We start from the raw sequence: 23,383 nt of genomic DNA on the forward strand, positions 1-23,383 counted from the left end.
AAACCAATAGAAAATTGATTTCGTTGCTTATACAACAGATTGAGGAAACTGTTTAAAAAGTAGTGGGGTAAATAAAATGCATAAAAATAAGGTCGGCTATGAAAAGCACCGACCTCACAAATGATCTATTCTAATTTATAATTGTAGCGAGTTAACTGTATTCAACCACACACAGGTACCTTTACAATCCCCTGCACCCTAATTACTGCGCAGTATACCCACCATCAACAGTAAGTACGTTCCCTGTCATGAATGAAGAATCATCCGAAGCCATGAACAATACTGCTTTTGCCATCTCTTCAGCTTGTCCAAGACGTTGCATTGGTGTCATAGATTTTAAAACATCTTTGCTTTCTTCAGGAATGATAGGTGTGTCAATGAAACCAGGAGCCAATGCATTTACACGAATATTTTTCGTTGCATATTCCAATGCAAGTGAGCGCGTCAAGTTAATAACGCCACCTTTTGCAGCATTGTATGCAGCTGAGCCTGGTGATCCTACCCAACCATACATTGAAGCAGTGTTTACAATCGTTCCGCCACCCGATTTCAACATTTCACGGAGTGCTTCACGTGCGACTAAAAATACGCCGTCTAAGTCGACATTGACTGTATTGCGCCATTCAGAGTACTCCAATGTTTCAGTTGGATGAACGCGGCCGATACCTGCGTTGTTAAAGACGACATCGACTTTTCCGAACGCTTTGACGGCTTCTTTGAAGACGTTTTGTACATCTTCTTCACTTGTAATATTTGCTTTTACAAACAAAGCTTCCGCATTTTGTCCTTTTAGTTCCGCTTCAAAAGCTTTCCCTTTTTCTTCATTCAAGTCGACAAGTACAACTTTCGCGCCTTCTTTAACGAAAAGTTCAGCTGTCGCTGCACCAATTCCTGATGCCCCGCCTGTGATGACTGCTACTTTATCTTGTAGTTTTCCCATGATGACTACTTCCTCTCTTTTTGTATTAAAGATCTGAAATCATACCGCCATCTACAACGAACTGAGAACCTGTCGAATAGCTGGAGTCATCTGATGCCAGGTAAATGACAAGGTTTGAAACTTCCTCTGTTTTTGCACGACGACGTAAAGGAATGTCTTGTTCAAGTTTTTTAATGAACTCTGCGACATCACCTTGTTCAGCCATTGGAGATTCAATTACACCCGGATGAACTGAGTTCACACGAATATTATATTGGCCAAGTTCTGCAGCAGCACCTTTTGTCATTCCCGTAACAGCATGTTTTGATGCACTGTAAGCAATTGCAGTTGGAGCACTGACTAATCCATCTACAGATGAAATGTTTACAATGGAACCAACGCCAGCTCTCTTCATTGATGGTAGAACGGTCTTCATACCAAAGAATACCCCAAGCTCATCAATTTCAAATGTTAAACGGAAATCTTTTTCCGTCAATTCCTCTAAAGGTTTAAATATACCAATACCCGCATTATTCACTAATACTGTTATGTCTCCAAAAGCCTCTTCTGTTTTGTTCACGACTTCTTTCCAGTTGTCTTCTTTGGAAACATCTAATTTCAATGCGATTGCATTCTCTCCAAGTTCATCAGCCAATTGTTGAGCTGCCTCTAAGTTAATATCTGTAATAGCTACTTCGCACCTTCTTCAACGAATTTCCGTGCATGCATTGCACCCATTCCTTGAGCTGCACCAGTAATAATGGCTACTTTGTCTTGTAATTTCATACGACATTGCCTCCCTATTATTTTAACTTAAGACATCTCGAATTCGAGATACCTTTAAATAAAGTATACCCCTATAACAATTTCAAGTCAAACTAAAGAACTCGGAATAGTAGAGGTTGATGGGGTCCAAGAAGTGAAATGCAACACAGATAAGAACCACCTCCTTTATTATGCGCTTCAATCGGGATATCAAACTTCAATTTTGAAGGTACCTGTGCAAATTATGAAGGTACCTGTGCAAGAAACATTCATGATTATTCAACCAATTTGAATATAAATACATCATTATAAAACAAACCTCAACTCTACAAATTTATATTTATGTAATTGTAGTGAATAAACTGAATCCAACCTTGCACAGGTACCTTTACAATGGGCTCCTTACAACCCAAAACAAAGACCAGCTATCACACACGCTGGCCTTACAATATTTCCACCTACTATTATACAATTGTAGTGAATATACTGAATCTCATTTAGGGACAGTCTCTTAGGCTTTATCAATTCGAAAACTTTTTTGTTGTTGCCAAAGACCATTTAGGGTCATTTATGAACAGTTGAACCGTTTCCTGAATAGATTTGTATTCATGTTGTTTCCATTGGTTTGTAAAGCGCTCTTCCCAAACTTTTGGATCAGCATTTATAAACTCATTTATTGCCAAAAGTGGATAAAAATCTTTTAGTGTTTGACAGTATTTCTGAGCATGGTGAACGAAACGGGAGAGAACTACGCTTGCATACGGATAATCATCGATTCCTGGGGAGCATCTTCATTGAGCAGTGCTTGGATGATTAGACCCGCTCCATCATATAGTTCTTTTGAAATTGTTTCTTCGTATAGGGCTACGTCCAATTCACCTTTTACGGCACATGTATAAGCTAAATATTCGTTTCCAATGTTATTCTCACAGCCTTTTGTGAGTAGCCAATGTTTAATCTCTGGCGTTGTCGCGTCCAGTTGTTCAACCGCGTTGATTTTCCCCCATCCACGAACTGACTGTGCAAGTTGCCAAATTTGATCATTTGCCCGAATTGTACCATTTTTCATGGCGAATATGACATATGACGTGAATTCCTCATGCAAACCTAATGTATATAAGAGCTCTTTATATTTTTCACAATTAGTACAACCAAGTATTGTGATTGCGAATTTCACAACCTCTCTATGTGCCGCATGATTAAGAAGCCAAATTGCCTCTTCCTGTACAAGGTTTTCGTCCAATTGAGCTTGCCTGAATTGAACAATAAATTCGTCGCCATAGCTCGCGATAGTGTCAAAGATAATTTTTTCGTATGTCGCTTTCCGCGTTTTGATCGTTGGATTTGATAATTGTTCTTCAAAAAGTTTCAGCAGTTTTTTCACGTAAAATGGGGTGGGTATGCCATCCGCGAAGTTATCGGCCAAACCTGCAGCCAATCGCGGTTGATTTTCATCATATAAGTATTCTTCATCCGGTAAACGTTCATCGATTATTTTATTATGCTCTTGAACTTGTTGCTGAATAAAGGGAACAATCTTTTCTTTATGATCCCATGGAAGAAATTCCAGCTTCAATGAGTCATCTAAGATCTTTTTGTTGTCGATTTTTACAATACAATTTAGCTGTACGTACCCACCAAGTTTAACGGAAACCTTATGCTTTTTTCCATCTTTCATTTCAAGTGTTCCCGATAATTTAGAATACGGAATAATATGGAGAGTATTGACTTTCGTTTATTCCGAGCCACTATCATCCCGTCAATGATCAGCAGCTCTTCTTTCATCTCGTTTCTAATTTCAATACGATGCCCTTTATAATCAAACTCCCACGATTTTCGTACTCTTTTTCTACATCTTTCATCACGTTGCGCATTTCACGCTTAATTTCATCTTTAAATCCCATGAAGTCCTCCTTAACTTTGGATGAATACTCACTCTCTTTTCTTTACTTCCCACTTATTTATAATAGAGCTTTTTATAATTCTTGCAATCGGGATATCAATCTTCAATCATGCATATTATTACTATTCATAAGGAGGTGCCTTTAATGAAGCAAATGAAATTTATGTATAAACATTACTTGTCCGAGCCTTTGTGGTTTAAAATCCTTACCTTAACTACTTTGCTTATTTCGATTATATTTAGCAGTTTTAACAATGGTTATTATCAATCCTGTGCCAAATTAGCCGCCGCAATCTTTTTTTGTACGTATGGATTCAAATTTCGGAATAACACAAAGGTTTCCGTCCTCTTCTTTGCTCTAATGATCTTATGTATTTATCTATCTTGGAATAGTTTGAAGCTCGCATGACTCTAAGAGAAAACAAATACATCTGTAGTGAATTAACTGAATACCCCTTGCCCAGGTACCTTTCATAGGTACCTTTACTTGTTTATATAGTTAATTAGAATTAAAAATAACTATTGACAAATATGTGAATATACCCAGTCTATTTTTTCAGAATTCAAACAGGTATACTATTACTGAACAATTTGGAAGGAGCTGGATTCATGAAATTTTGTAAAAACTGTGGAAAGGAAATGAGTAATGAAGTTGTTTTTTGTACGAGCTGTGGACAGGGATTTGAAAATGAAGTTAGTACTCCTAATACTGTAGAACTACCCAAAGCAGTTACAAATCCACCATCGCCGCCAACTTCAAGAAAGCCAATGAGCAAAATGCAAAAGGCTCTCATCTTCATTATTGCCATTATCATTTTTGCATGCATTGTTGCTAACATAGTTTTAACAAACGTGTATGATCCTATTAAAAAAATTGAGGCAATGAATATTGCCTATAATAACAAGGATAAAGACACGTTCTTTAATGCATTTCATTTTAAAGAAGGAACGGTTGCAAATCCGCAAAATTTCTACGCTACGGTCAGTGAGTATGGGTGGATAAATCTACGTAATGACCTAACTAATGAAATCGAGAAAATTAAACGAAAAGAACATACAGATATCATTTATAACGATGGTGAATTTATCAATGTACAAAAGAAACCTGTTTTGTTGGGATTATACAATGACATCGAATTTACAATCATTCCTGTCGAGGTTAGTGTGTGGGCACCATATGAGAATATGAAATTTAATTTCGGCGGCAAGGAAGTAATTAGTAAAGCGAATGAGGAACAGATAATTATTGGGAATTTCATCCCAGGAACTTACGAATGGTCTTATGAATATGACGAGGGGATTATGCCATTGTCCGGAAAAGGGGCTTATTCACTACATAATTATTGGGACAATACAGAAATGGTTGATGTTGACTGGGATTTTAGGTACATAACATTGGAATCTGATTTGGAAGATGCAATTGTCTATGTTGGTGGTAAATCAACAGGCAAAAAGGTAAGTGAGTTATATTCCCTTTACCCGGCACAACTGAATCCAACTGTTGAGGTTTTCGCAGTGGCAAAGGATAAAGACGGCAATGAAGTGAAGTCAGATATTCTTACATTGGATAGTACCTATGTTTATTTACCTTTTGAACATTACCAAAGAGAACAAAGAATTGCCGAAAGGGAATGGGAAATTCAAGATCTATACAAAAGTTTCCGATCCGATTATTCAACTGCTATTTACTATACTAATTTCAGTTATATAGAAGACTATTTCATAGATGGAAGTAAAATAAAACAGGACTATGCAAAGTTTGTAACAGATCATGATGATATTGAAGGATACTACTATTATGAGTTCATTCTAAATGACATCACGGATATAAAAGTAATCTCAGAAACAGAATTCGAGCTTTATACTTTCGAGACATTTAATTTCCAGACGGATAACGAGAGTCTATATTATGAACGAAAAAAGAAATATGTCTTCTCTTATATAGATGACAAGTTTTATATCACCGAGATAACAGATTTGGATACAAAAAAGACTAAAAATGAATAGTAAGGAGTGTTGGAAATGAAAACTTGTACAGTTTGTGGAAATGCGCAAAGTGAAGGGAACTTTTGCGGAAAATGCGGTGGAAAGCTTGATGGTCAGGCGGGAGGACAGACAGCGGCTACAACTCAATCAGTCCAACCCGTTATAGAGAAGAGTGAACAATTAGAGAAAGTCAAAGAACAATCGAAAATGTATCTCAGTTATTTCGCCAAGCAATTGAAATCTCCATCTGTTCAATCAGATAGTAGAAACAGCCTTATTAGCATAGGGTTGTATATACTGCTTACAGTTTTGGCGGTATATATCTTGCTAAAAGGATTTTTAAGTAATCCCTATATTAGTTATATCGGACCGTCATTTTTCCAGATATTCTTCTATGCAACCATTTTCTTCCTCATATTAATTGGAGTCAACACTACGGCCGTTTTCTTGACGTCGAAATTTTTTTCGGAAAACCTTAAGTTCTCTGAAGTACTAACTAAATTGGGGGCTACTTTGTTGTACCAATTGTCCTTTCGGTGCTTGGAATACTACTTGGACTGCTGAAATCCATAAATATTGCAACAATAAGCATCTATTTAGGCTTAATCATTGCATTCGGTCTGATCCCGGTATTTGTTCTTATCAGGGAACTTAGCCTTAAATCCAAGGGTATTGATAGCTTCTATGCATATATGTTCTATTTGGTTCTGAATGTAATTTTTGGCGTTATCATTGGACTCCTTATCGCAGACTCCGCTATAGGAGAACTAATGGATTACTTATAAGCAAATGTAAAAACCGCTCATTGCTTTGAGCGGTTTTTTTATTTCACATAAAGTTCGACAACTTCATAGCATCTTTCCTCAAATGAATTATGTTTTACACAGGTACCCTGGTTGTGAATAGTTTTATATCATTTCATGCTTAGTGTATTATCTCGCATTGTTCCGATATGTTTTCCATTTTTATCGTACATTTCTATGGTTCCATTTACTGTGGACGTGGTGTATCCTAACTTCTGATTGTGAGTATCGAAAATATCATGGCCTCCTAATACATTTTTCTGCGTATTTAGTAGGGTTTGGTTTTCAGTATTGACGAGTGTTTCCCCACCGAACAGATTTGGCTGGGTGAATGCCATTTTTTGTCCAGATGTGCCGTATATATCTTGTCCACCAAATATATTAGAATGGGTTTTCATTTGGACAACCCCATCTTGCACGACATCAATTCCCGCGAAAATATTCGGATTAATTTGCACGAATCCATTGAGCATCGGCAATATTCCAGTAGGTACTTCATGTACCGGCTGGTTGACAATTGGATATTGGACTGGTTTAGGCTGGTCATTAAGATCAGTCTGTGTGTGTGCTCCAATTACAGAACGTACTTCAGCTGGCTGATATAGCACCGGTTCAGCAGGTGCCGTATGCCCTGTTAATGCCAACCTTGGTTCGACCGCACTTATGACAGGTTCTGTAGACACAATCTGTCCAACGGGCACTGGCCTAACTTCGTTTGCAATGATAACCGGCTCTCCGGCTGGTACTGCATTGGGTGCTGCTTCGAAGAATACTTCTGGAGTAGGTAGATGCAATTTCAAAAATGGTAAGATGAATGCCAATATAACGAGCGGTACACTTCCCATGATTCCGAGTGCCATTTTCGTACTATATCCATAGCCGTACACCCATTTTAGTCCAAAATGCAAAAATGCAGCACCGATAATAGAAACAATGAACGGTTCCATCGTATTCGAATAGAGGTAACTATACGCTTGTGTACTGAAAAACAACGGAATGGACGAACCGTATAGAAGGAGCCCAAGAACGATCGGCCGCCAGTTATTTATGACATAACCGATTCTAAGAATAAATAAAATGATCATTAATATAATAGCCAACGGAGCAAGAAATGGAAGGATAAATAATACGATACTTAACAAGGCAATGAAAATAAGCATCTTCCATACCATATGAAGCGAGGTTACTAACAAAAACAAGATAAAACCACCTACCAAAAATATAGGGCTTTGATAGGATAATAAGACTAATAAAGCAAACCCCAATACAGCCCCTCTATGAAGACCTGATTTTGAGTGGGTGGATTTATAGGTTGATTCTGACATGACTGACGTCATCACTACACCTCAATTTTATAGTTAATTAAGACCATTCTATCATTTTTCATTTCCTTGGACAATCGTCTATTCTGTTTGAAGGTAACTGTGCAATTGTAGTGAAATAAAAAAGATAAGGGTATCCACGTAAAACAATTTTTAATGTTTTACGTGGATACCCTTTTTTGTGATGACGTGACTCTGTCTTTTATGCTGGTTTCATTGTGTAGTGAATCGATTATGTTCATAGAGTTCTCGTTTAGACCAAATGAGTTCTCATTCTTAATAGAAGAGTTCTCGATCTTGCGCAAAAAGTTCTCGTTTACACCAAACGAGTTCTCATTCTTGATAGAAGAGTTCTCATTCTTGCGCAAAGAGTTCTCGTTTACACCAAATGAGTTCTCATTCTTAATAGAAGAGTTCTCTTTTTTGCGTAAAGAGTTCTCGTTCTGGCGCAAAGAGTTCTCGTTTACTCCAAAAAGGGAACTTCACATCAACTAACAGAATTTCGTGCTTCTGCTATTTTCGCAACATACTGGCGCGCCAAATCGGCAAGCTTGTCCCATTCGTTATTGGCGATGAAGTTTTTGTCTAAAAGGGAACCGCCGATTCCGGCAGCTACTGCGCCGGCTTTGATATATTCGCTGACGTTATCGAGATTAATGCCACCAGTTGGCATCATTGGGATGTGGCCGAGTGGACCTCTAACATCTTTGATAAATTGGCTGCCTAATACGCTCGCTGGGAATACTTTTACTACGTCGGCACCCCATTCGTATGCTTGCAAAATTTCTGTAGGAGTGAATACTCCTGGAATAGCAATTTTTCCGTAACGGTTGGCAACAGCAATTGTTTCTTGACTTAGAGTAGGTGCGAAGATGAAATCTGCTCCGTGTTGAATGGCTAAATTTGCAGCATTTCCATCCAATACTGTTCCAGCACCGATAACGGCTTTGTCGCCAAATAATCGTTTTGCTTCTTTGATGGTTTGAAGTGCATTAGGGGAATCTAAGGTTACTTCTATCCCAGTAATGCCGCCTTCTACAAGTGCTTCGATTGCTTTGATGACTTTTTCTTCTTCAATTCGACGGACAACAGCGACTGCACCAGACTCCAATGTTTTACTTAGTAATTCCTGTTTCACGTTAACCATCTCCTATCTTAGTACATCTAAAATCTTGTTATGGAAGTTTTCCAATTCGCTTCTTTCTGGTAATCCCTCAATATCTCCTCTTGCGGTAACGACCATAGCGCCAACCTTCGCGCCGATTTCAACAGATTCCTGCAATGATTTATCTTCTAATAAACCTGTTAATAAACCTGCTGCAAAACCATCACCTGCACCGACCGGATCGACTACACGCTCTACTTTAAAGCTTGGAACAGTGCCGGCCACTCCGTTTTTAGAAGCATAAAACGTCTCTTTTTCTCCATTTTTAATGACAATTTTAGAAACGCCCGCACTCAGGAAATACTCGGCGATTTCCTCATAGTCTCTCGTACCGACTAAATATTCCGCCTCGTCAATACCCGGCATGAAAAGATCCGCTTGTTTAGCAAGTTGTAATAGAATTTCTTTAGCGTTCTCTACATTAGCCATTAATTTGAAACGGAGATTCGGATCAAATGATAGGAATATATTATTCTTCTTAGCAAAATCCGCAACTGCTTGAGTGACTTCAAGACAACTTTCACTTAAGAAAGGTGTAATTCCTGAGATATGGATTATTTTAGCTTCCTTCAAATAATTCCAATCGATATCCTCTTTTGTCAGTTGGCTTGCAGCTGAATTGCTGCGGTAGTAATACACTTGCGTTTTTTCAGGAGTGACTCGTTCTTTAATATAAAGTCCTGTTGGATAATCCTGATTGTACAGAACACGAGAGGTATCAACACCCTCCCCGCGAATAGAAGAAACGATGTACTTACCAAGCTCGTCATCTCCTACCTTACTGATCCATCCAGAGGTATGACCAAGCCGTGCTACACCAATAGCCACATTGGATTCTGCTCCTCCTTGCTTTTTATTGAACCGAGGAACATATCTCAAGCGGCCTTCTTCTGCTGCTTCTAATACAACCATTGTTTCTCCAATTGTCACAAGTTCAGGAAACATGACGAATGACCTCCAAATAATTACTTGCTCATTGCTTTTTTAGACTTAATTTTCCCCATTATTAGCGGCACTACCAGTGAAACGATCGCTAAAATGATAAATGTTAAAGAAATCGGTCTTTGCAGGAAAATCATATAGCTTCCTTCTGACATGACAAGTGCACGTCTCATTTCACTTTCTGCCATTGGACCAAGGATAAGTGCAAGGACAATTGGTGATGCAGGGAAACCAAACTTCTTCATAAAGTAACCGATAATACCCGCACCAAGCATTGTAAATACATCAAAGTAGTTGTTCGCAATTGCAAAAGATCCAACAACTGATAATACAATGATGACAGGTGCAATTATATTTTTAGGCACCTTTAGGATTGTTGTAAATAGGCGGATACCAAGTAATCCAAAGATCAACATCAAAACGTTGGCCACTAACATACCACTAAAAAGTGTATACACTAAATCGCCGCTTGTTTCGAATAATTGTGGTCCAGGTTGAATCCCTTGGACGACTAAAGCCCCTAACATGATCGCAGTAACGGCATCCCCAGGAATACCAAGCGTTAATAACGGTACAAATGCACCGCCTGTTAAAGCGTTACCTGCTGCTTCCGGTGCTGCAATCCCTTTCGGATTACCTTTACCAAACGTCTCTTTTTCTTCTTTCTTCGAAAAGCGCTTTGCTTCATTGTAAGCAACGAATGCTGCTATATCGGCTCCGGCACCAGGAATAATCCCGATGAACGTTCCGATACCACTTGAACGAAGAATCGTTCCCCAAAGCTTCTTTAACTCATTCCACTTTGGAAGTGCGTAGCTTGCAATGATTTTTTTGAACCCTTGTCCACCCGTTAATTGTTCTTCCATAATGACAAGTGCTTCTGAAATTGCGAATAAACCAATCATAACTGGGATAAAGTTCAATCCGTTTAATAATGAAATATTGTCATATGTAAAACGCGGGTAGCTTGTCATCGGGTCCATACCGACTGTACAAATGACAAGACCAAACACTCCGGAAATTAACCCTTTCAGGACGGAACCTCCTGAAATACTCGAGATAATACTTAAACCGAAGAGGGCTAATCCGAACATTTCAGGCGCACTAAAATCCAATGCGATTTGTGCAAGCTGTGGAGATATGAAGATCAGCATGATTACACTAAATATTCCACCAGTACTTGCAGCAATAACGGAAATGCCTAAAGCCTTGCCCGCTTTTCCTTGTTTCGTAAATGGATAACCGTCAAGAGCTGTTGCTGCGGATGCAGGTGTTCCTGGAGTGTTCAGCAAAATCGATGCAATCGAACCACCATAAACCCCTCCGAAGTAAACGCCTACTAAAAGTAAGAGACCCGCGACTGGATCCATACCAAATGTTATCGGCAAGAAGAGGGCTACACCCATAGTTGCTGTCAAACCGGGTAAGGCACCAATGACGATACCGGCGATAACCCCAAGCATAATTAAGATGAAAATACTAGGATGAAATACTTGGGCAAAACCATTCAGGAGTAAATCCATTTTTTAGACCTCCTTTAATATAAAACTCCGTGTGGAATTGGAACATTCATGACATATTCAAAAAGAATCACAACGAGTACACTAAATACTATTGATACAGAAATTAGGACAACCCATTTACGGATTCCCATTAACAGCATCCATACAAATGCTACAAGTACCGTTGAAACGAAAAATCCGAGAAAAGGCACTAAGATCACGTAAATAATTAATGAGATAAACCCACCGATAAATTTAGGAACGTTGCTACGTTGTAAAGTGAAAATACCTTCAGCATCTTCTTCTTTTTTAAATGCTAAGAAAACTGATAAAATGCCAAGAATAGTCGCTGTTACCTTAGGGAAAAAGTCAGCTCCGGGGCCGATTGAATTTGATGGTGGGAATGCGTTTGCGGACAACCAAACGTAAATGGAAAATAGAAGTAAACCAATACCGATGATCCGATTCGCCAGCGTCATGATGACACCTCCGATAATAAAGTTTGTGGTGTGAGAGCATCCCACGTGGGCTTACTAAACTTATAAATGAATGTAGGAAAAGGCTAAACATCGTTAGCCTTTTACCAACTTATTTTATTATTTTCCCAAGCCGATTGCGGGAATCAGGTCTGTAAACAATTCATCTTGTGATTTAACTAAATTCAAGAAACCTTCTCCGTTTTCATAACGATGGCCTAAGTTTAATTTCTCAAGGGTAGCCTTGAATTCTTCACTTTGAATCGTTGTAGCGAATTTTTCTTCCAACACTTTTACGATTTCGTCAGGAGTCTCTTTCGGTACAGCTATACCTCTCCATGTACCGATTGATAGATCAATACCTTGTTCTTTAAGAGTTGGAACGTCAGACAACTTTTCTACTCTCTCGTCTGCCATTACAGCAAGAACCTTAAAATCGCCAGATTCTACATGAGTTTGAACTTCAGCAGGACTTACTGATACAGCATCAATATGTCCACCTAAAAGAGCAGTTACTGCTGGAGCAGCCCCCTCAAATGGCACGTGGTTTAACGTAGTACCCGTTTCTTTTTCAAAAGCAGCTGCAGCGAGGTGCCAGATAGCGCCAGTTCCCGAGTTACCAACCTTTAATTTTTCTGTTTTTGCGGCTTCAATAAATTCTTCAATTGTATTCCAAGGAGCATCTGCGCGAACTGTAATAGCAGCTGGATCCTCATTCAAAAGGGAAACCAATTTGAAATCTTCATATGTAAATTGCGCTAAACCTGTATGCGGTAATGTTAGTAATTCAACTGTTACCATTGATAGAGTATAACCATCAGCCTTTGCATTTGCACCATTTTGCATGCCTACGGCTCCACCACCGCCTTCACGGTTAACGACTCCGATTGGTTGGCCTAAATCATCTTTAGCTAAATCTGCAAAAGATCGGGCAACTGTATCCGTACCACCACCTGCGGAGTAAGGAACGATTAACTCAAATTTCTTGTTAGGAAAGTCAGCGGACGATGAAGCACCTTTGTCCCCCTCTTTTGAACCACAAGCAGCTAATACTAAAACGAGAACAGTTAACATGGCCAATACGTTTAATCCCTTAAATTTCTTCACAATAAATCCTCCTCATTTATATGTTTTTTTGAAAACCCATTTTGATAGAAATCTCTTCAACGGTTTCAAGCAGTTTGGGAATTGTGCTCTTCAATATTTCATCAGTCATTCTATTTTCTGGACCCGTAACGCTGATTGCGTATTGAACCTCACCCGTATAGTCAAAGATAGGCGCCGCAACGCAACGGATTCCTAATTCATGCTCTTCATTATCATAGGAAAATCCTCTTTTTTTAATCGCATGAAGTTCCTTAATTAGGTCCTCACCGTTAACAAAAGTATGTTCAGTAAACCTTTTGAAAGAAACTTGATCAATATATTCAAGAACCTCTTCTTCATTTCTATAAGCTAAAATACTTTTACCTACTGCTGTGCAATACAATGGAGCCCTTCTGCCAACTTGTGAATAAATTCGAATAGATGATTGGTTGTCCACTTTGTCTATGTAAACAACCTGTTGGTTATCAAGCATGACCAGATGAACAATCTCACCAGTATCCTTACTAAGCTTTTCGATAATCGGTTTAGCAATCTCAACAATATTTAAATGCTTAACAACAAAATAATTCATTTCAATAAATTTCAAGCCCAAGCGATAAGTACTTTCTCTACCTACCTTCTGGACATACCCGTGCCTTTCTAATGAAAGCAAAAGCCGATGGGCAGTACTTTTTGCGACTTCCAAAGCATTCGCGACTTCAGTAACTCCCTGGCCACTCGGGTTCTCCTTTAGTAGTTCAAGTATGCGTAAAGCACGATCAACGGACTGAACCACCTGTATTATTCCTCCTCTCTATCTGTTCCGCATTACGGAACAGTGTTCCTTATTTCTAATCTAACTTTAATCTCCATTGAAAGCGTTGTCAATATGTTTTTCTTGAAGGTGCCTGGTTCTTTTTGAGGGTACCTGTGCAGCAAACATTCATGACAATTCATACAATTTGAATATATATACATTTTTTCAACACAAACCTTGAATCTATACAATTCTCATTTATATTTATGCAATTGTAGTGAGTTAACTGAATTCATTCTCGCACAGGTACCTTTACAAAAGAAATTCAATATTGCACAGGTACTCAAACGATGTGTCGGTAGTTTGACAACATTCCACTTTTTACCTACTATTAGGTGTAGCCAAAATAGTAAAAATACAGTAAATAAGGAGAGATTTGGATGTGTAAAAAGGCGCTGATATGCTGCATTCTTGCCCTACTATTTTCCTCAACACTTTTTTCACCTTTTCAAGTGCATGCACAAGGACAAGCCCAGAGTGAGACAACATGTTCTTATCAAGCGCTAAAAGATGAGATTACAAGATTACAGACTAAAGTAATACCGGAATTGCTTGGGGAATTAGATGAAAGTGGCGGCTTAACGTGGCCAAAAACAATTAGTCTACAATCGGTCATGAATATGTTTGATCAGGGAAATGGTACAAAGGCTAAATTGGCTGATGCTAATGAAAAGCTATTTGGTAACTTAAAAGAATTAGGTACTTGTGTTAATAAAAAGAATAAAGAGCAATTCGAAGACTATTTATCCTTCGTGGCCAAAAGTCATAACTCAATCATTGATAATCTGAAAGATTTTTATAAGAAAAACGCGGATGACTCAATGTTAGTAAAAGTGAATGCAGAGTTTAAGGCGTTAGGTACTCAATTTGTAAATATGCAAACGGGTAACTATTTTTTATTTCTTAAAGAAGAAGACGAATTGAAATCTTTAACCTATGCAGTAGATACCTTTTTTGCGCAAGTTAGCACTGCTGAGGATCTAAAAAAAATCTTTGTAGAGAAGAAGCCGATCGATCTTTCCATAATTCCTAGGGCACTCCTTATAAAATCGATTGAAAATGAATTTAGCGGATACTTTTCCTCCTATATATCCAGCAAAGAACTTTCTAACGAGCTTGCAAACGAGTTAGCCACAATTATCGTAGAGTACAATTTTGAAGAATATGGAAGTGTTATCACCTCAGTTATCAGGGTTAGAGAATTAATACTCATGGACATCATGCCCAATCTTTACCGCACATCCAATTCGAAAAGTATGATTACTAAAACAAGCAAACAAGCATTATTTGCTAAACAAGCGAATTACTTATTTAATGATCAATCCGAAATCTTAGCCAGGCATATTCTTGCCTATACGGAATCCTCAGCTAACCCGGATAAAGAATTCAAGGACGTTGCTACTAATTTCTGGGCAGCAAAGGAAATTGGTTTCCTTGCAAACTTAGGAATAATTAACGGATTCGAAGGTGGGGATTTCAAGCCGGATGCAGAAGTGACAAAAGCCCAAGCTGCGATGATGTTAGTAAGAGCGTTAAAGTTAGACGTTTCAAACCGTCCCGATCCCAAATATAGCGATCTACCGAAATCTCATAGGGCCTATAAGGAAGTTGCAGCGTTAGTAGATGAAGGAATAGTAAGTGGCGGATCTAAATTCAATCCGGATGCAACTTTGCTACGTTCCGAAATGGCAATGATGCTTCAAAAGGCGTATAAACTTAAAGGACATTCGGGAATTGAATTTTCGGACGTGCCCAAAAAACACATTGCCTATAGTCACATTCAAGCTTTGGCAGCTAATAAAATAACTGTCGGTGTAGGCAAGGGAGCTTTCGATCCCAACGGTAAGTTTGAACAGAGCTCAGTTCTCTGTATTTATGGCTAGAGTACTGAGTGATGAATTCCGTTAAATTTGAGAACAAGTATTGATATAAAGGTTGATTTTGAGAGGGGTAACCATATGATAAAAAGTATTACGAGTAATTATCCTGTAGTAAAGTTCACAGTTTTCATTCTTACCATTCTACTGGCCGGTTGCTCGCTAAGTTCTCCCGAACCTCAGGATGAACAAAGCATAAAATTGCAAATCGAAGAAAGACTCAAGCAAGAGTTCGGTGCAGACACAGAAATTACTGTCCAAGAACTCACTAACCGAGAAACAGATGGCAATTCCGATACTGTAGAAGTGAGCGTACTGATTGATGAACAAGTCGAGGGACTAAGTTTTGGTGTAAATCTTCAAGATAGACCTCCTTTGCGAATGGATTCCGTTTACCGGGAGAATTTTTGTATGAGGATAAACAATGGAGATTGACAGACTTATTAAAAGTCAATGATAGTAGTGTCACCCCAAAAGAAGGAATAAACGCTTCAGCTCTTGTACACCCTCCAGGGAAAGTATACGTTGAAGGTGCGCCAAAGGTAAGAACTTGGAAAAATGAAATGGTTGAAGAAAATTTGGATCTTGAAAATGGAATTCATACTATATTCATTTATAAAGAAGCCGAAAATAGGATGTTAGAGGAAAGCGGTACAGTTAAATATACTTTCATATTTAACAAAGATACGAGTAAATGGGAACAGACGGAAGAAGTTAGGATGGATGATTGGAAACGTACATATGATATTGCTGGAAGTTGGACTTACAAGACTACCTCCGCCGATGGTTATTATGTTACTGTAAAATTACATGTTTCGGAAGTTGACCAAAACGGTCAAATTACTATTCGAATAGATTCCAATCAGATCAATGCCTCTATTTTGTCTGGATTGGATGTAAAAAACTCATGGACAGCCGAGGTATCACAAGACAATCCTTTCACATTCATCTCGGATGAGACTACTTATGCTTTGACAATACCTGATGAAGGACAAACCAATGTCCTTAAACTTGGCGATTCTATTTTCCGAAGATAACCATACGGTGTTAGGTCCCGCAGTTATTACTATAACTTTGGAGGGTTCACGATGGGCATTAATAAAGTTACATTAATGGAAGCGTATATGATTGAAACAATCCGAAGCAATGGCATTTCAATTCAGGAATTGTTGACCCAACTTGAGCAAGGGAATAAAAGGGCTTGGGAATCCATTAACCCAAATTATAATTACGATGATTTAATCGTACTTTACAATCAAGATAAAAGTGCATTCAAATCAATCCTTACGGATGGATATAAAGTGAAATTCATTACCATAAGAGGGCTACAAGCGCTTTTGGAAATGAAATTCAAAAAAACGGCTGGAGAAGATTACATTTCGACAGATAAGGGCATGGAACATTTAACAGTTACAGAAAAAGAATTAACAATGCTGAATCAGCTTCTCTCAAAAAACTGGACAATTGAAGAATTACCTACAGATATAGACAATGATCAACTAAAAGAAATTAGCATACAACTTGCCAACTTGCCTAAAGTGATGAATTGAAATGGATAAGCAGTTTCCTGTCAAAGGGAAACTGCTTTCATTTTGAAATTCGTGTTATAAGGTCCGGAAAACAGCTTTCTAAAAATAAATTTCCTCATGTTATATCAATGAGAACCTAAGACACTCAGACTCTTAAAATCAGATATGTTTCACCATATGATGGAATGGTTCGCCGATGATTGTCCAGGGAGAGACAATTTCGTAGCCGAGTCGTTTGTAAAGTCGGATTGCTGAATCTTTTTGAGTTTCGACATTTAAGGCTAATTGTGTGTACCCTTTTCGCTTTGCAAGCTCTTCTACGAAAGTGAATAATTGAGTTCCGATTCCTTTGCCACGGAAAGTTGGATCGATACAAACTGTGTCGATATACAATTCACCTAATAATGATTCTGCATCGATTTCTGGAGTTGGAACACCTTTTCCATCAGCCAATTCGTCAAATTACGATCAAGGTCAGGGGCATCTTCCCCTGGATACAAGACGATAACGCCCACCATGTCGTCGTTTATCTCCGCAATATATGTATACAGATAGGAGTGCCGGTTGTCGGTTCGCATGAATAGCTCGCGCAATCTTTCTGTGACAATTTCTTCTTCGGTTGCTCCTGTTAGCCGATTGGCGATGTCACCAATTGCGTCGATAATTAGCGGGACGGCTTTATCCGCATCTGTCGGTTGTGCGGGTCTAATTTGGATACTCAATTATAAAATCTCCTTTTAGTCATTGTTCCTTTTATTATATCAAAAAAACAATCCAAGTTTGGAGTTCATTACTGTACTTCGTGTCATCTGACAGCAAGTATTAGTTTGAAGTAGACTAACCGCCATACAACAGAAGGACCAAACTGTTGAGTATAGACTTAACAGCAAAAGAAGATGATATATAGCCTAATTGCCTTAATGAAGTAAATTCGAATGACGTATAACTTTTACCTACAGGTGTATGCTTACCCAACAGTCAGCTGACACATTAAAGCCCCAAACCATCATAATGAGAAATAAAGAGACATATATTTTTTTCTAACGGGTTCGGAACGTGGGGAGAAAACATTAAATAACATACCAACTGGGGACTCAATTCGCATATGAATTGGTGTCCCTGTTTTCGTTGTTATATCAACCTTATGACACGTAATGTGAATGAATTGGTACAGCTTTTAGCATAATAATTCACAACATCACATAAATTTATGTGGCATTGGGATTGCAGTGCTAATTGCGCTGTTAAAACACCTGTTAATTTATTGAAGGGAAATCGTATAAAAACGAATTTCAAAGTATTGAAACTACTGAAGGGAAAAGAGTTTTTTATGGTAAAATAGATTACAGTTAAATTGATTATTCAACAAACGGAGCCTATTATGAAATTCGTGAGGTGACAAGGATGTTATGATTAAAAAAACATTTATATATTTAGTAATTACAAATTTATTACTTTTAGCTGGATGCGCAGGAGCGTCTGACTATGATATAGATTTGCCAGGTAGTATGTCTGTTGTTAGGACATCGGCGTATAATATAACAATTGCTCCAAAATTTGAAGAGGGTCATTGGGGGCTAATATCGTTCCTTCTGAAGTCGTAGAGGTCGGTTGGAATGAGGAATATATCGTTGCGAAGCAAATTGATAATGGAAAGAATTATTTCTGGATAATCCAAGTCGATAATTGGGAAGTGACGGGTCCTCTAAATCAATCAGATTTTAATAAGCAAAAGTATGATTTTATCAAAGATATTAAATTGATTGAGGTAGATGGTTTGGACAAGAATTAATTGAAATGAAATTCAAGCAATCGGGCGCTTTAATGGAATAACACACTTTAAGTTGATTGGAGTGGAAGGCGGCGACTCCTGCGGGATTAAGCGCGAATGGTGAGACCCCGCAGGAGCGAAGCGACGAGGAGGCTCACCCGCGCCCCGCGGAAAGCGTCCGCCTGGAACGGAAATCAACGGTTTCGAAGCTGTATCACTAGCTTAATACGAAACCTTATTGAAAAAGTAAAGCAAGCAAAAACACGCATACTGTGCGTTTTTGCTTGCTTTTTCTATCGTCAATTCGTGTCTAAAACATTATGCGAAAATGTTTGTTATTTGACTTGTTAATGACGGTTTTCTCCCCATCAACCGAACCCGTTAATTTTTTTCACTGGTCACTTCACCCGGATTTCTATTTAGTAATTTTATTTATTAGGGAAGTACCAAGCACTCTATATGCTATTCCCCCGCTAACGCAACTATTGCATTCGCACTGACTTCTGGACCTGTCAAAATTGGAATTTCTCCTCTTTCATATGTATCAAGTGCACGTGCCATAGAATACTGGGCTAGTAGAATAACATCACAAGAATTAGATAACCTATTAATCTCTGCATGAATCAATTCATTATGTTCCGTTTGATTTCCTTTCTGTAATGCTTGGAACCTCTTTGATGACAACCGTTTCCACTTCTATTGTTTTCCCTTGCTCTTTTGCAGTTTCATAAAGTAAATTCGTCGTAGTTGGGCCTGCCTTTTCCACAGTTGCAATCACACCAATCTTCCCACCGAATTTCACTGCTTCATTTAACATGCTTTCATCTGAACTTAATATAGGTACTTTGAATAAATGCTTAAATCCAGGAACGTATGGAGAAAAGGAAGAGCATGTCAGTAAAATGGCATCCGCACCTGCTTCCTCTGCTTTGGATGCAATATCTATTAATCTACGAGTCATACTATGTGTTATTTGATTGGTTTCATTTAATTCCCAAATTAGTCCCTCATCCATCACGTTTATTAAATCTACTTCTGGATGAAGTGTTCGAAATGCGTGTAATATTGGTTCGACGGAATTCATTGTAGCATGCACAAGGCCAATCTTCTTACTCATTCAATTCCCTCCTAAAATAACAATTATTTATTGGTAAACTTTTTAACTAATTCATTACAATCTATTTCGTAACTCCCAAGCTATCTGTGCACTCTCTTCCAATTCTTCTAATGCAAAAAAGGCTTCCAGGATACTCTTACCTGGTGCAACGGGACCATGTTGTGCCAAGAGCCACCCATCACTTGTGTTTACACGTTTGTCAAACTCATGAAATAATTCTTTACTTCCTGGTTTTTCATAAGGAACAAGTCCAACTGTGCCTAACTTCATTTTCAAGTATGGGGTGTGATCTGGAATACAATCTTCCTCATCTAAACCAGGAACAAAACTCCAAAGTACACTGTACGTACTATGTACATGAACGACAGCTTCAACATCAGGCTTTGCTTTAAATATTGCTAAATGCATCGGCAATTCTTTACTAGGTTTTAATTCATTAAACGGATTGCCTTCCAAATCAATTACAGCAAACTCATCTCGTTTCAGGGTGCCGAAACATGTTCCAGTAGCTGTAATATAAATTTTATCCTCATGCTTGAAGCTTAGATTAGCAATACTGCCACTTGCCTTTCCACGATTAAAGAGGCTGTGGGCGACCCAAATTGCATCATCAAACTTTTCATCTAATGTTTTATTCAATGTAACCCTACTTTCTATTATGTTCTTGACAATGCCTGTAAGAAAAAGTCTGTATCTCCAAAGTTTCCACTCTTTAATACAAGTCTGATGCTAGTATCCTGTGTAGGAATCATAATAGGAACTCCAGGTGCAATACTTTCTCCAATATGATAACTGGTAAAGCCTAGTCTTTTTGTTACGGCGCCACTTGTTTCCCCACCAGCAACAATTATGCGATGATAACCTGCTTCTGCAGCAAGTGCAGCTAGTTCTGCCGTTGTTTTTTCTAACAACTCAGCAACCTCTTCTTTTCCTTGCTCTTGGATTAGTTTCACATTTTCTGGTGTATCACTACTATAGACTAAGATTGATTCATCTGTGTTTTTAATGACATTCCAAATCTTTTCAACCGACTCCTCACCAGATAACAATTTCATTGGATCAATGAAGTAGCTTTCTCCTCCAGATTGTGAATAGGCTTCAATCTGTTTTCGGGTTGTTTCACTACAACTCCCCGATAAGAGTATAACCTTCGAATTAGAACGTCCAAATTCATCCGTTTCTACATTTTGTTGATACATTTTAGCAAGGGGTTCTGCCAACCCACTGCCTCCGGTAAGTAGTATCAGATTGCCAAATAACTGAACGATTTGTTCCGCATCTTCTTCCTTTTCAAAATCTGGAATGATATAAAAAGGAGAAGAAGCGTTTTCTTGTTGAACCTTTACGATAAATTCCTCTGCCTCTTCCTTTGTTAGCCCTTTCGGTAATTTCATGCTAGTGAACTTACTTTGCGGTTCCATTATACGTGCTAAATCATAATCCCACATTGGTGTTAACGGGTGATCTTTCATCGAACTTTCATGTAAAGGAACACCGTGGACATATAAACAGCCATTTTTTACAGTACGTCCATTCACAGGAAGAGCTGGGCAAAGAATCGTATAAGGCGCATCTAATTCTTCCATCACTGCATCACTAATTGGTCCAATATTTCCCTCAGGAGTGGAATCGAACGTCGAACAATATTTTACATAAAACTGCTGTGCCCCCTGTTCTTTCAACCATTTGATGGCATCCAGAGAAACCTTTACAGCTTCTTGTGTATCCTGTGTACGGGTTTTTAAGGCGATTACACAAACATCTACTTCTGGAATAGTTTGGTCACTAGGCACTCCATTGAATAAAACCGTTCGAAGTCCGCCTTTAACAAAAAAAGATGCTATGTCACTACCACCTGTAAAATCGTCTGCAATACAACCAAAAATCACTAGTTATTCCCCCTTACGACATAATTCACTAATTCCTATAGAACGCATTATTTTTTGAAAATTGATTAACAACAAAAGTAATGGGAATATTGCTCAGCCCATTACTTTTGTTTTGTTTATTTAAATCCTTCTTTACGAACTTTAACATCAAGCATGTCTTCATAGAATTTGATCATTCCTTGCTTATAATCATCACGATGTCCACTTTGTAGTGCTAATTGGTAGGATTGCATGGTTCCATTTAATGTTGGTAGTGGAATCTCAGATTTAATTAATACTTCATACATACTTTCCATATCTTTGTACGCTCTACCTAGTGAAAATCCATGTTCAAAGTTTCCTTCTAATACTTTAGGAATTAATGTTTTCGATGCAAAGCTTGATCCAGTAGCTGTCATTAATACATCACCTAATTTTTCTGCATCTAATCCAAGTTTCACACCAACTGGTAATAGTTCACTAAAGCTTGCAACACAAATATTTAATGCACAGTTATTAATCATTTTCGTTAACTGTCCAGCCCCATTTTCACCCATATAAAGAACTTGGGTGCCCATTCGATCCAGCATAGGCTTTATCGTATGGAATACTTCTTCATTACCACCACACATAATGCTTAGTGTTCCATCTAAAGCTTTTGCTTGTTGACCAGAAATAGGGCAATCCAGGAATTCAATTCCCTCTGACTTACATGCTTCTGCAATTTCTACCGCACCTAAATAACTAATCGTACTGAAGTCAACAATTGTTTGACCTGGCTTCAAATGGTTAAGTAGTCCATTTTCTCCTAAAACAACCGATTTTACGATTTCTAAGTTTGGTAGACATAAGAAGATATAATCACTGTCTGTTGTATCTACAATATTGTTGATGTTTTCAGCCCTCTTTCTTTGAACTGTTCTAGAGAGGCTTCATTTGCATCACACGCAAGAAACTCATAGAGTCCTTCTGCTTCACCATTCCCAAGATTTAATGCCATCCCTGCACCCATTACACCTAATCCAATATAGCTTACCTTCATTATCAATCTCTCCTTGTTAGACATATCTTTTTATTTTAATTACCATTTATATATTTTTTTAGTACACTATTTAACTATGTTATTACCTCTATAGCTTTAATCCAGTAATATTTCAATCTTGCTTACTAGTAGACAATACAGCCATTCATACATTGCTAGTTCACTATTATTTTGAAGATGAGACTCCATTAGCATTTTTGCATTATGAGAATCTCTATTGGCAATTGCATTCGCTATCATTTCATGGTAATGAACTGCCTTTTCAATCATGTCTGGGCGTCTCGTATAAGCACGCATTCTTTTTAATTCTATTTGTAAATTGTCATATACTATTAAGGCATATTCATTATGTGTTGCCTCTACAATTTGCCACATCGTATTTTGCAGCTAATTCATTCATGGTTGGTAGCCTAGAGCCAATTTTCCATTCTTCACTTTTAATCTTATTTTCCATTATTTCTAAAAGCTCGTGGTATTGAATCTTAGACATTAA

At 38.1% G+C, this 23,383-nt stretch carries 26 protein-coding genes and 2 pseudogenes; 8 read left to right on the plus strand and 20 right to left on the minus strand.

All coding sequences use genetic code 11. The features are described from left to right. Positions 1-202: 202 nt before the first annotated feature. The 4 genes and pseudogenes from QNH10_RS19370 to QNH10_RS19385 form a co-directional block, all read right to left on the minus strand. On the minus strand, positions 203-940 hold the full coding sequence (locus tag QNH10_RS19370) for an SDR family NAD(P)-dependent oxidoreductase (protein WP_283732876.1): 738 nt from the start codon (positions 938-940) through the stop codon (positions 203-205). Between the two features lie 25 nt (positions 941-965). Further along, a pseudogene (locus QNH10_RS19375) lies at positions 966-1,705 on the minus strand (SDR family NAD(P)-dependent oxidoreductase). A 727-nt stretch (positions 1,706-2,432) separates the two neighbouring features. Then, positions 2,433-3,362: a hypothetical protein gene (locus QNH10_RS19380; RefSeq protein ID WP_283732877.1), complete on the minus strand. Its 930-nt coding sequence runs from the start codon at positions 3,360-3,362 to the stop codon at positions 2,433-2,435. A gap of 103 nt (positions 3,363-3,465) precedes the next feature. Further along, positions 3,466-3,588: a hypothetical protein gene (locus QNH10_RS19385; RefSeq protein WP_283732878.1), complete on the minus strand. Its 123-nt coding sequence runs from the start codon at positions 3,586-3,588 to the stop codon at positions 3,466-3,468. Positions 3,589-4,196: 608 nt separating this feature from the next. On the opposite strand from QNH10_RS19385, the gene QNH10_RS19390 reads away from it, so the two are divergent. Together QNH10_RS19390 and QNH10_RS19395 are read left to right on the plus strand one after the other, a co-directional pair. After that, the gene (locus QNH10_RS19390) at positions 4,197-5,594 is read left to right on the plus strand and encodes a TcaA 3rd/4th domain-containing protein (protein ID WP_283732879.1); all 1,398 of its coding nucleotides are present in this window, start codon (positions 4,197-4,199) and stop codon (positions 5,592-5,594) included. Positions 5,595-5,609: 15 nt separating this feature from the next. Beyond that, positions 5,610-6,137: a hypothetical protein gene (locus QNH10_RS19395; RefSeq protein WP_283732880.1), complete on the plus strand. Its 528-nt coding sequence runs from the start codon at positions 5,610-5,612 to the stop codon at positions 6,135-6,137. Between the two features lie 349 nt (positions 6,138-6,486). On the opposite strand, the gene QNH10_RS19400 is transcribed toward QNH10_RS19395, so the two are convergent. Then, positions 6,487-7,713, minus strand: coding sequence for a hypothetical protein (locus QNH10_RS19400; RefSeq protein WP_283732881.1), 1,227 nt, complete (start codon positions 7,711-7,713; stop codon positions 6,487-6,489). Positions 7,714-7,902: 189 nt separating this feature from the next. Between QNH10_RS19400 and QNH10_RS19405 the strand changes: the two genes are divergently transcribed. Further along, on the plus strand, positions 7,903-8,193 hold the full coding sequence (locus tag QNH10_RS19405) for a hypothetical protein (protein WP_283732882.1): 291 nt from the start codon (positions 7,903-7,905) through the stop codon (positions 8,191-8,193). Here the strand turns inward: QNH10_RS19405 and QNH10_RS19410 are convergent. From QNH10_RS19410 to QNH10_RS19435, 6 genes are all read right to left on the minus strand, one after another. Beyond that, entirely contained in the window at positions 8,186-8,836 is a 651-nt protein-coding gene (locus QNH10_RS19410) for a bifunctional 4-hydroxy-2-oxoglutarate aldolase/2-dehydro-3-deoxy-phosphogluconate aldolase (protein WP_381428232.1), read from the minus strand. The two genes, QNH10_RS19405 and QNH10_RS19410, sit on opposite strands and share 8 nt — an antisense overlap. A gap of 12 nt (positions 8,837-8,848) precedes the next feature. Then, entirely contained in the window at positions 8,849-9,808 is a 960-nt protein-coding gene (locus tag QNH10_RS19415; protein WP_283732884.1) for a sugar kinase, read from the minus strand. A gap of 20 nt (positions 9,809-9,828) precedes the next feature. After that, a complete protein-coding gene (locus tag QNH10_RS19420) occupies positions 9,829-11,328 on the minus strand; it encodes a tripartite tricarboxylate transporter permease (protein WP_283732885.1) in 1,500 nt (499 codons plus the stop codon). 14 nt (positions 11,329-11,342) lie between these two features. Continuing rightward, positions 11,343-11,786 carry a tripartite tricarboxylate transporter TctB family protein gene (locus QNH10_RS19425; RefSeq protein ID WP_283732886.1) on the minus strand — a complete coding sequence of 148 codons (444 nt, stop codon included), beginning with the start codon at positions 11,784-11,786 and terminating at the stop codon, positions 11,343-11,345. A 117-nt stretch (positions 11,787-11,903) separates the two neighbouring features. Continuing rightward, positions 11,904-12,890, minus strand: coding sequence for a tripartite tricarboxylate transporter substrate binding protein (locus tag QNH10_RS19430; protein WP_283732887.1), 987 nt, complete (start codon positions 12,888-12,890; stop codon positions 11,904-11,906). Between the two features lie 16 nt (positions 12,891-12,906). Then, a complete protein-coding gene (locus QNH10_RS19435) occupies positions 12,907-13,665 on the minus strand; it encodes an IclR family transcriptional regulator (RefSeq protein WP_283732888.1) in 759 nt (252 codons plus the stop codon). A gap of 401 nt (positions 13,666-14,066) precedes the next feature. Between QNH10_RS19435 and QNH10_RS19440 the strand changes: the two genes are divergently transcribed. The 4 genes from QNH10_RS19440 to QNH10_RS19455 all read left to right on the plus strand — a co-directional run bounded on the left by QNH10_RS19440 (position 14,067) and on the right by QNH10_RS19455 (position 17,113). Then, positions 14,067-15,569, plus strand: a complete 1,503-nt coding sequence (locus QNH10_RS19440) for an S-layer homology domain-containing protein (RefSeq protein WP_283732889.1) — start codon at positions 14,067-14,069, stop codon at positions 15,567-15,569. 75 nt (positions 15,570-15,644) lie between these two features. Continuing rightward, a complete protein-coding gene (locus tag QNH10_RS19445; protein ID WP_283732890.1) occupies positions 15,645-15,998 on the plus strand; it encodes a hypothetical protein in 354 nt (117 codons plus the stop codon). Next, entirely contained in the window at positions 15,995-16,600 is a 606-nt protein-coding gene (locus QNH10_RS19450; RefSeq protein ID WP_283732891.1) for a hypothetical protein, read from the plus strand. Before QNH10_RS19445 ends, QNH10_RS19450 begins: the two co-directional genes overlap by 4 nt. Before the next feature lie 51 nt (positions 16,601-16,651). Continuing rightward, positions 16,652-17,113, plus strand: a complete 462-nt coding sequence (locus QNH10_RS19455) for a hypothetical protein (RefSeq protein ID WP_283732892.1) — start codon at positions 16,652-16,654, stop codon at positions 17,111-17,113. Positions 17,114-17,251: 138 nt separating this feature from the next. Here QNH10_RS19455 and QNH10_RS20915 read toward each other — a convergent pair whose 3' ends face one another. Together QNH10_RS20915 and QNH10_RS20920 are read right to left on the minus strand one after the other, a co-directional pair. Further along, positions 17,252-17,545, minus strand: a complete 294-nt coding sequence (locus QNH10_RS20915; RefSeq protein WP_347177935.1) for a GNAT family N-acetyltransferase — start codon at positions 17,543-17,545, stop codon at positions 17,252-17,254. Next, positions 17,491-17,814, minus strand: coding sequence for a GNAT family N-acetyltransferase (locus tag QNH10_RS20920; protein ID WP_347177936.1), 324 nt, complete (start codon positions 17,812-17,814; stop codon positions 17,491-17,493). Before QNH10_RS20920 ends, QNH10_RS20915 begins: the two co-directional genes overlap by 55 nt. A gap of 848 nt (positions 17,815-18,662) precedes the next feature. Between QNH10_RS20920 and QNH10_RS19465 the strand changes: the two genes are divergently transcribed. Next, entirely contained in the window at positions 18,663-18,884 is a 222-nt protein-coding gene (locus tag QNH10_RS19465; RefSeq protein WP_283732893.1) for a DUF3997 domain-containing protein, read from the plus strand. A gap of 610 nt (positions 18,885-19,494) precedes the next feature. On the opposite strand, the gene QNH10_RS19470 is transcribed toward QNH10_RS19465, so the two are convergent. From QNH10_RS19470 to QNH10_RS19500, 7 genes and pseudogenes are all read right to left on the minus strand, one after another. Continuing rightward, positions 19,495-19,980 carry an aspartate/glutamate racemase family protein gene (locus tag QNH10_RS19470; RefSeq protein ID WP_283732894.1) on the minus strand — a complete coding sequence of 162 codons (486 nt, stop codon included), beginning with the start codon at positions 19,978-19,980 and terminating at the stop codon, positions 19,495-19,497. Between the two features lie 54 nt (positions 19,981-20,034). Continuing rightward, positions 20,035-20,619, minus strand: a complete 585-nt coding sequence (locus QNH10_RS19475) for a class II aldolase/adducin family protein (protein WP_283732895.1) — start codon at positions 20,617-20,619, stop codon at positions 20,035-20,037. 17 nt (positions 20,620-20,636) lie between these two features. Then, positions 20,637-21,869, minus strand: a complete 1,233-nt coding sequence (gene otnK / locus QNH10_RS19480) for a 3-oxo-tetronate kinase (protein ID WP_283732896.1) — start codon at positions 21,867-21,869, stop codon at positions 20,637-20,639. Positions 21,870-21,985: 116 nt separating this feature from the next. Further along, a complete protein-coding gene (locus tag QNH10_RS19485; RefSeq protein ID WP_430541133.1) occupies positions 21,986-22,480 on the minus strand; it encodes an NAD(P)-dependent oxidoreductase in 495 nt (164 codons plus the stop codon). Continuing rightward, positions 22,460-22,914: pseudogene (locus QNH10_RS21320) on the minus strand (NAD(P)-dependent oxidoreductase); the annotation flags it as partial. The gene QNH10_RS19485 and the pseudogene QNH10_RS21320, both read right to left, overlap by 21 nt. A gap of 72 nt (positions 22,915-22,986) precedes the next feature. Further along, entirely contained in the window at positions 22,987-23,265 is a 279-nt protein-coding gene (locus QNH10_RS19495; protein ID WP_283732898.1) for an FCD domain-containing protein, read from the minus strand. After that, positions 23,237-23,380 (minus strand): GntR family transcriptional regulator, encoded by a 144-nt coding sequence (locus tag QNH10_RS19500; RefSeq protein WP_283732899.1) that lies wholly within the window; start codon positions 23,378-23,380, stop codon positions 23,237-23,239. The genes QNH10_RS19495 and QNH10_RS19500 overlap by 29 nt, the downstream gene beginning before the upstream one ends. Positions 23,381-23,383: the final 3 nt, after the last annotated feature.

It is taken from the genome of Sporosarcina thermotolerans, assembly GCF_030067815.1.
GTDB classification, from domain to species: Bacteria; Bacillota; Bacilli; order Bacillales_A; family Planococcaceae; genus Sporosarcina; species Sporosarcina thermotolerans.

Excerpts from the sequence above, each read along its gene's own strand:
- QNH10_RS19370 (WP_283732876.1), bottom strand. The coding sequence starts at position 940 with ATGGGAAAACTACAAGATAAAGTAGCAGTCATCACAGGCGGGGCATCA.
- QNH10_RS19380 (WP_283732877.1), bottom strand. The coding sequence starts at position 3,362 with ATGAAAGATGGAAAAAAGCATAAGGTTTCCGTTAAACTTGGTGGGTAC.
- QNH10_RS19385 (WP_283732878.1), bottom strand. The coding sequence starts at position 3,588 with ATGGGATTTAAAGATGAAATTAAGCGTGAAATGCGCAACGTGATGAAA.
- QNH10_RS19390 (WP_283732879.1), top strand. The coding sequence starts at position 4,197 with ATGAAATTTTGTAAAAACTGTGGAAAGGAAATGAGTAATGAAGTTGTT.
- QNH10_RS19395 (WP_283732880.1), top strand. The coding sequence starts at position 5,610 with ATGAAAACTTGTACAGTTTGTGGAAATGCGCAAAGTGAAGGGAACTTT.
- QNH10_RS19400 (WP_283732881.1), bottom strand. The coding sequence starts at position 7,713 with ATGACGTCAGTCATGTCAGAATCAACCTATAAATCCACCCACTCAAAA.
- QNH10_RS19405 (WP_283732882.1), top strand. The coding sequence starts at position 7,903 with ATGCTGGTTTCATTGTGTAGTGAATCGATTATGTTCATAGAGTTCTCG.
- QNH10_RS19415 (WP_283732884.1), bottom strand. The coding sequence starts at position 9,808 with ATGTTTCCTGAACTTGTGACAATTGGAGAAACAATGGTTGTATTAGAA.
- QNH10_RS19420 (WP_283732885.1), bottom strand. The coding sequence starts at position 11,328 with ATGGATTTACTCCTGAATGGTTTTGCCCAAGTATTTCATCCTAGTATT.
- QNH10_RS19425 (WP_283732886.1), bottom strand. The coding sequence starts at position 11,786 with ATGACGCTGGCGAATCGGATCATCGGTATTGGTTTACTTCTATTTTCC.
- QNH10_RS19440 (WP_283732889.1), top strand. The coding sequence starts at position 14,067 with ATGTGTAAAAAGGCGCTGATATGCTGCATTCTTGCCCTACTATTTTCC.
- QNH10_RS19445 (WP_283732890.1), top strand. The coding sequence starts at position 15,645 with ATGATAAAAAGTATTACGAGTAATTATCCTGTAGTAAAGTTCACAGTT.
- QNH10_RS19455 (WP_283732892.1), top strand. The coding sequence starts at position 16,652 with ATGGGCATTAATAAAGTTACATTAATGGAAGCGTATATGATTGAAACA.
- QNH10_RS19470 (WP_283732894.1), bottom strand. The coding sequence starts at position 19,980 with ATGAGTAAGAAGATTGGCCTTGTGCATGCTACAATGAATTCCGTCGAA.
- QNH10_RS19485 (WP_430541133.1), bottom strand. The coding sequence starts at position 22,480 with ATGTGTGGTGGTAATGAAGAAGTATTCCATACGATAAAGCCTATGCTG.
- QNH10_RS19495 (WP_283732898.1), bottom strand. The coding sequence starts at position 23,265 with ATGTGGCAAATTGTAGAGGCAACACATAATGAATATGCCTTAATAGTA.
- QNH10_RS19500 (WP_283732899.1), bottom strand. The coding sequence starts at position 23,380 with ATGTCTAAGATTCAATACCACGAGCTTTTAGAAATAATGGAAAATAAG.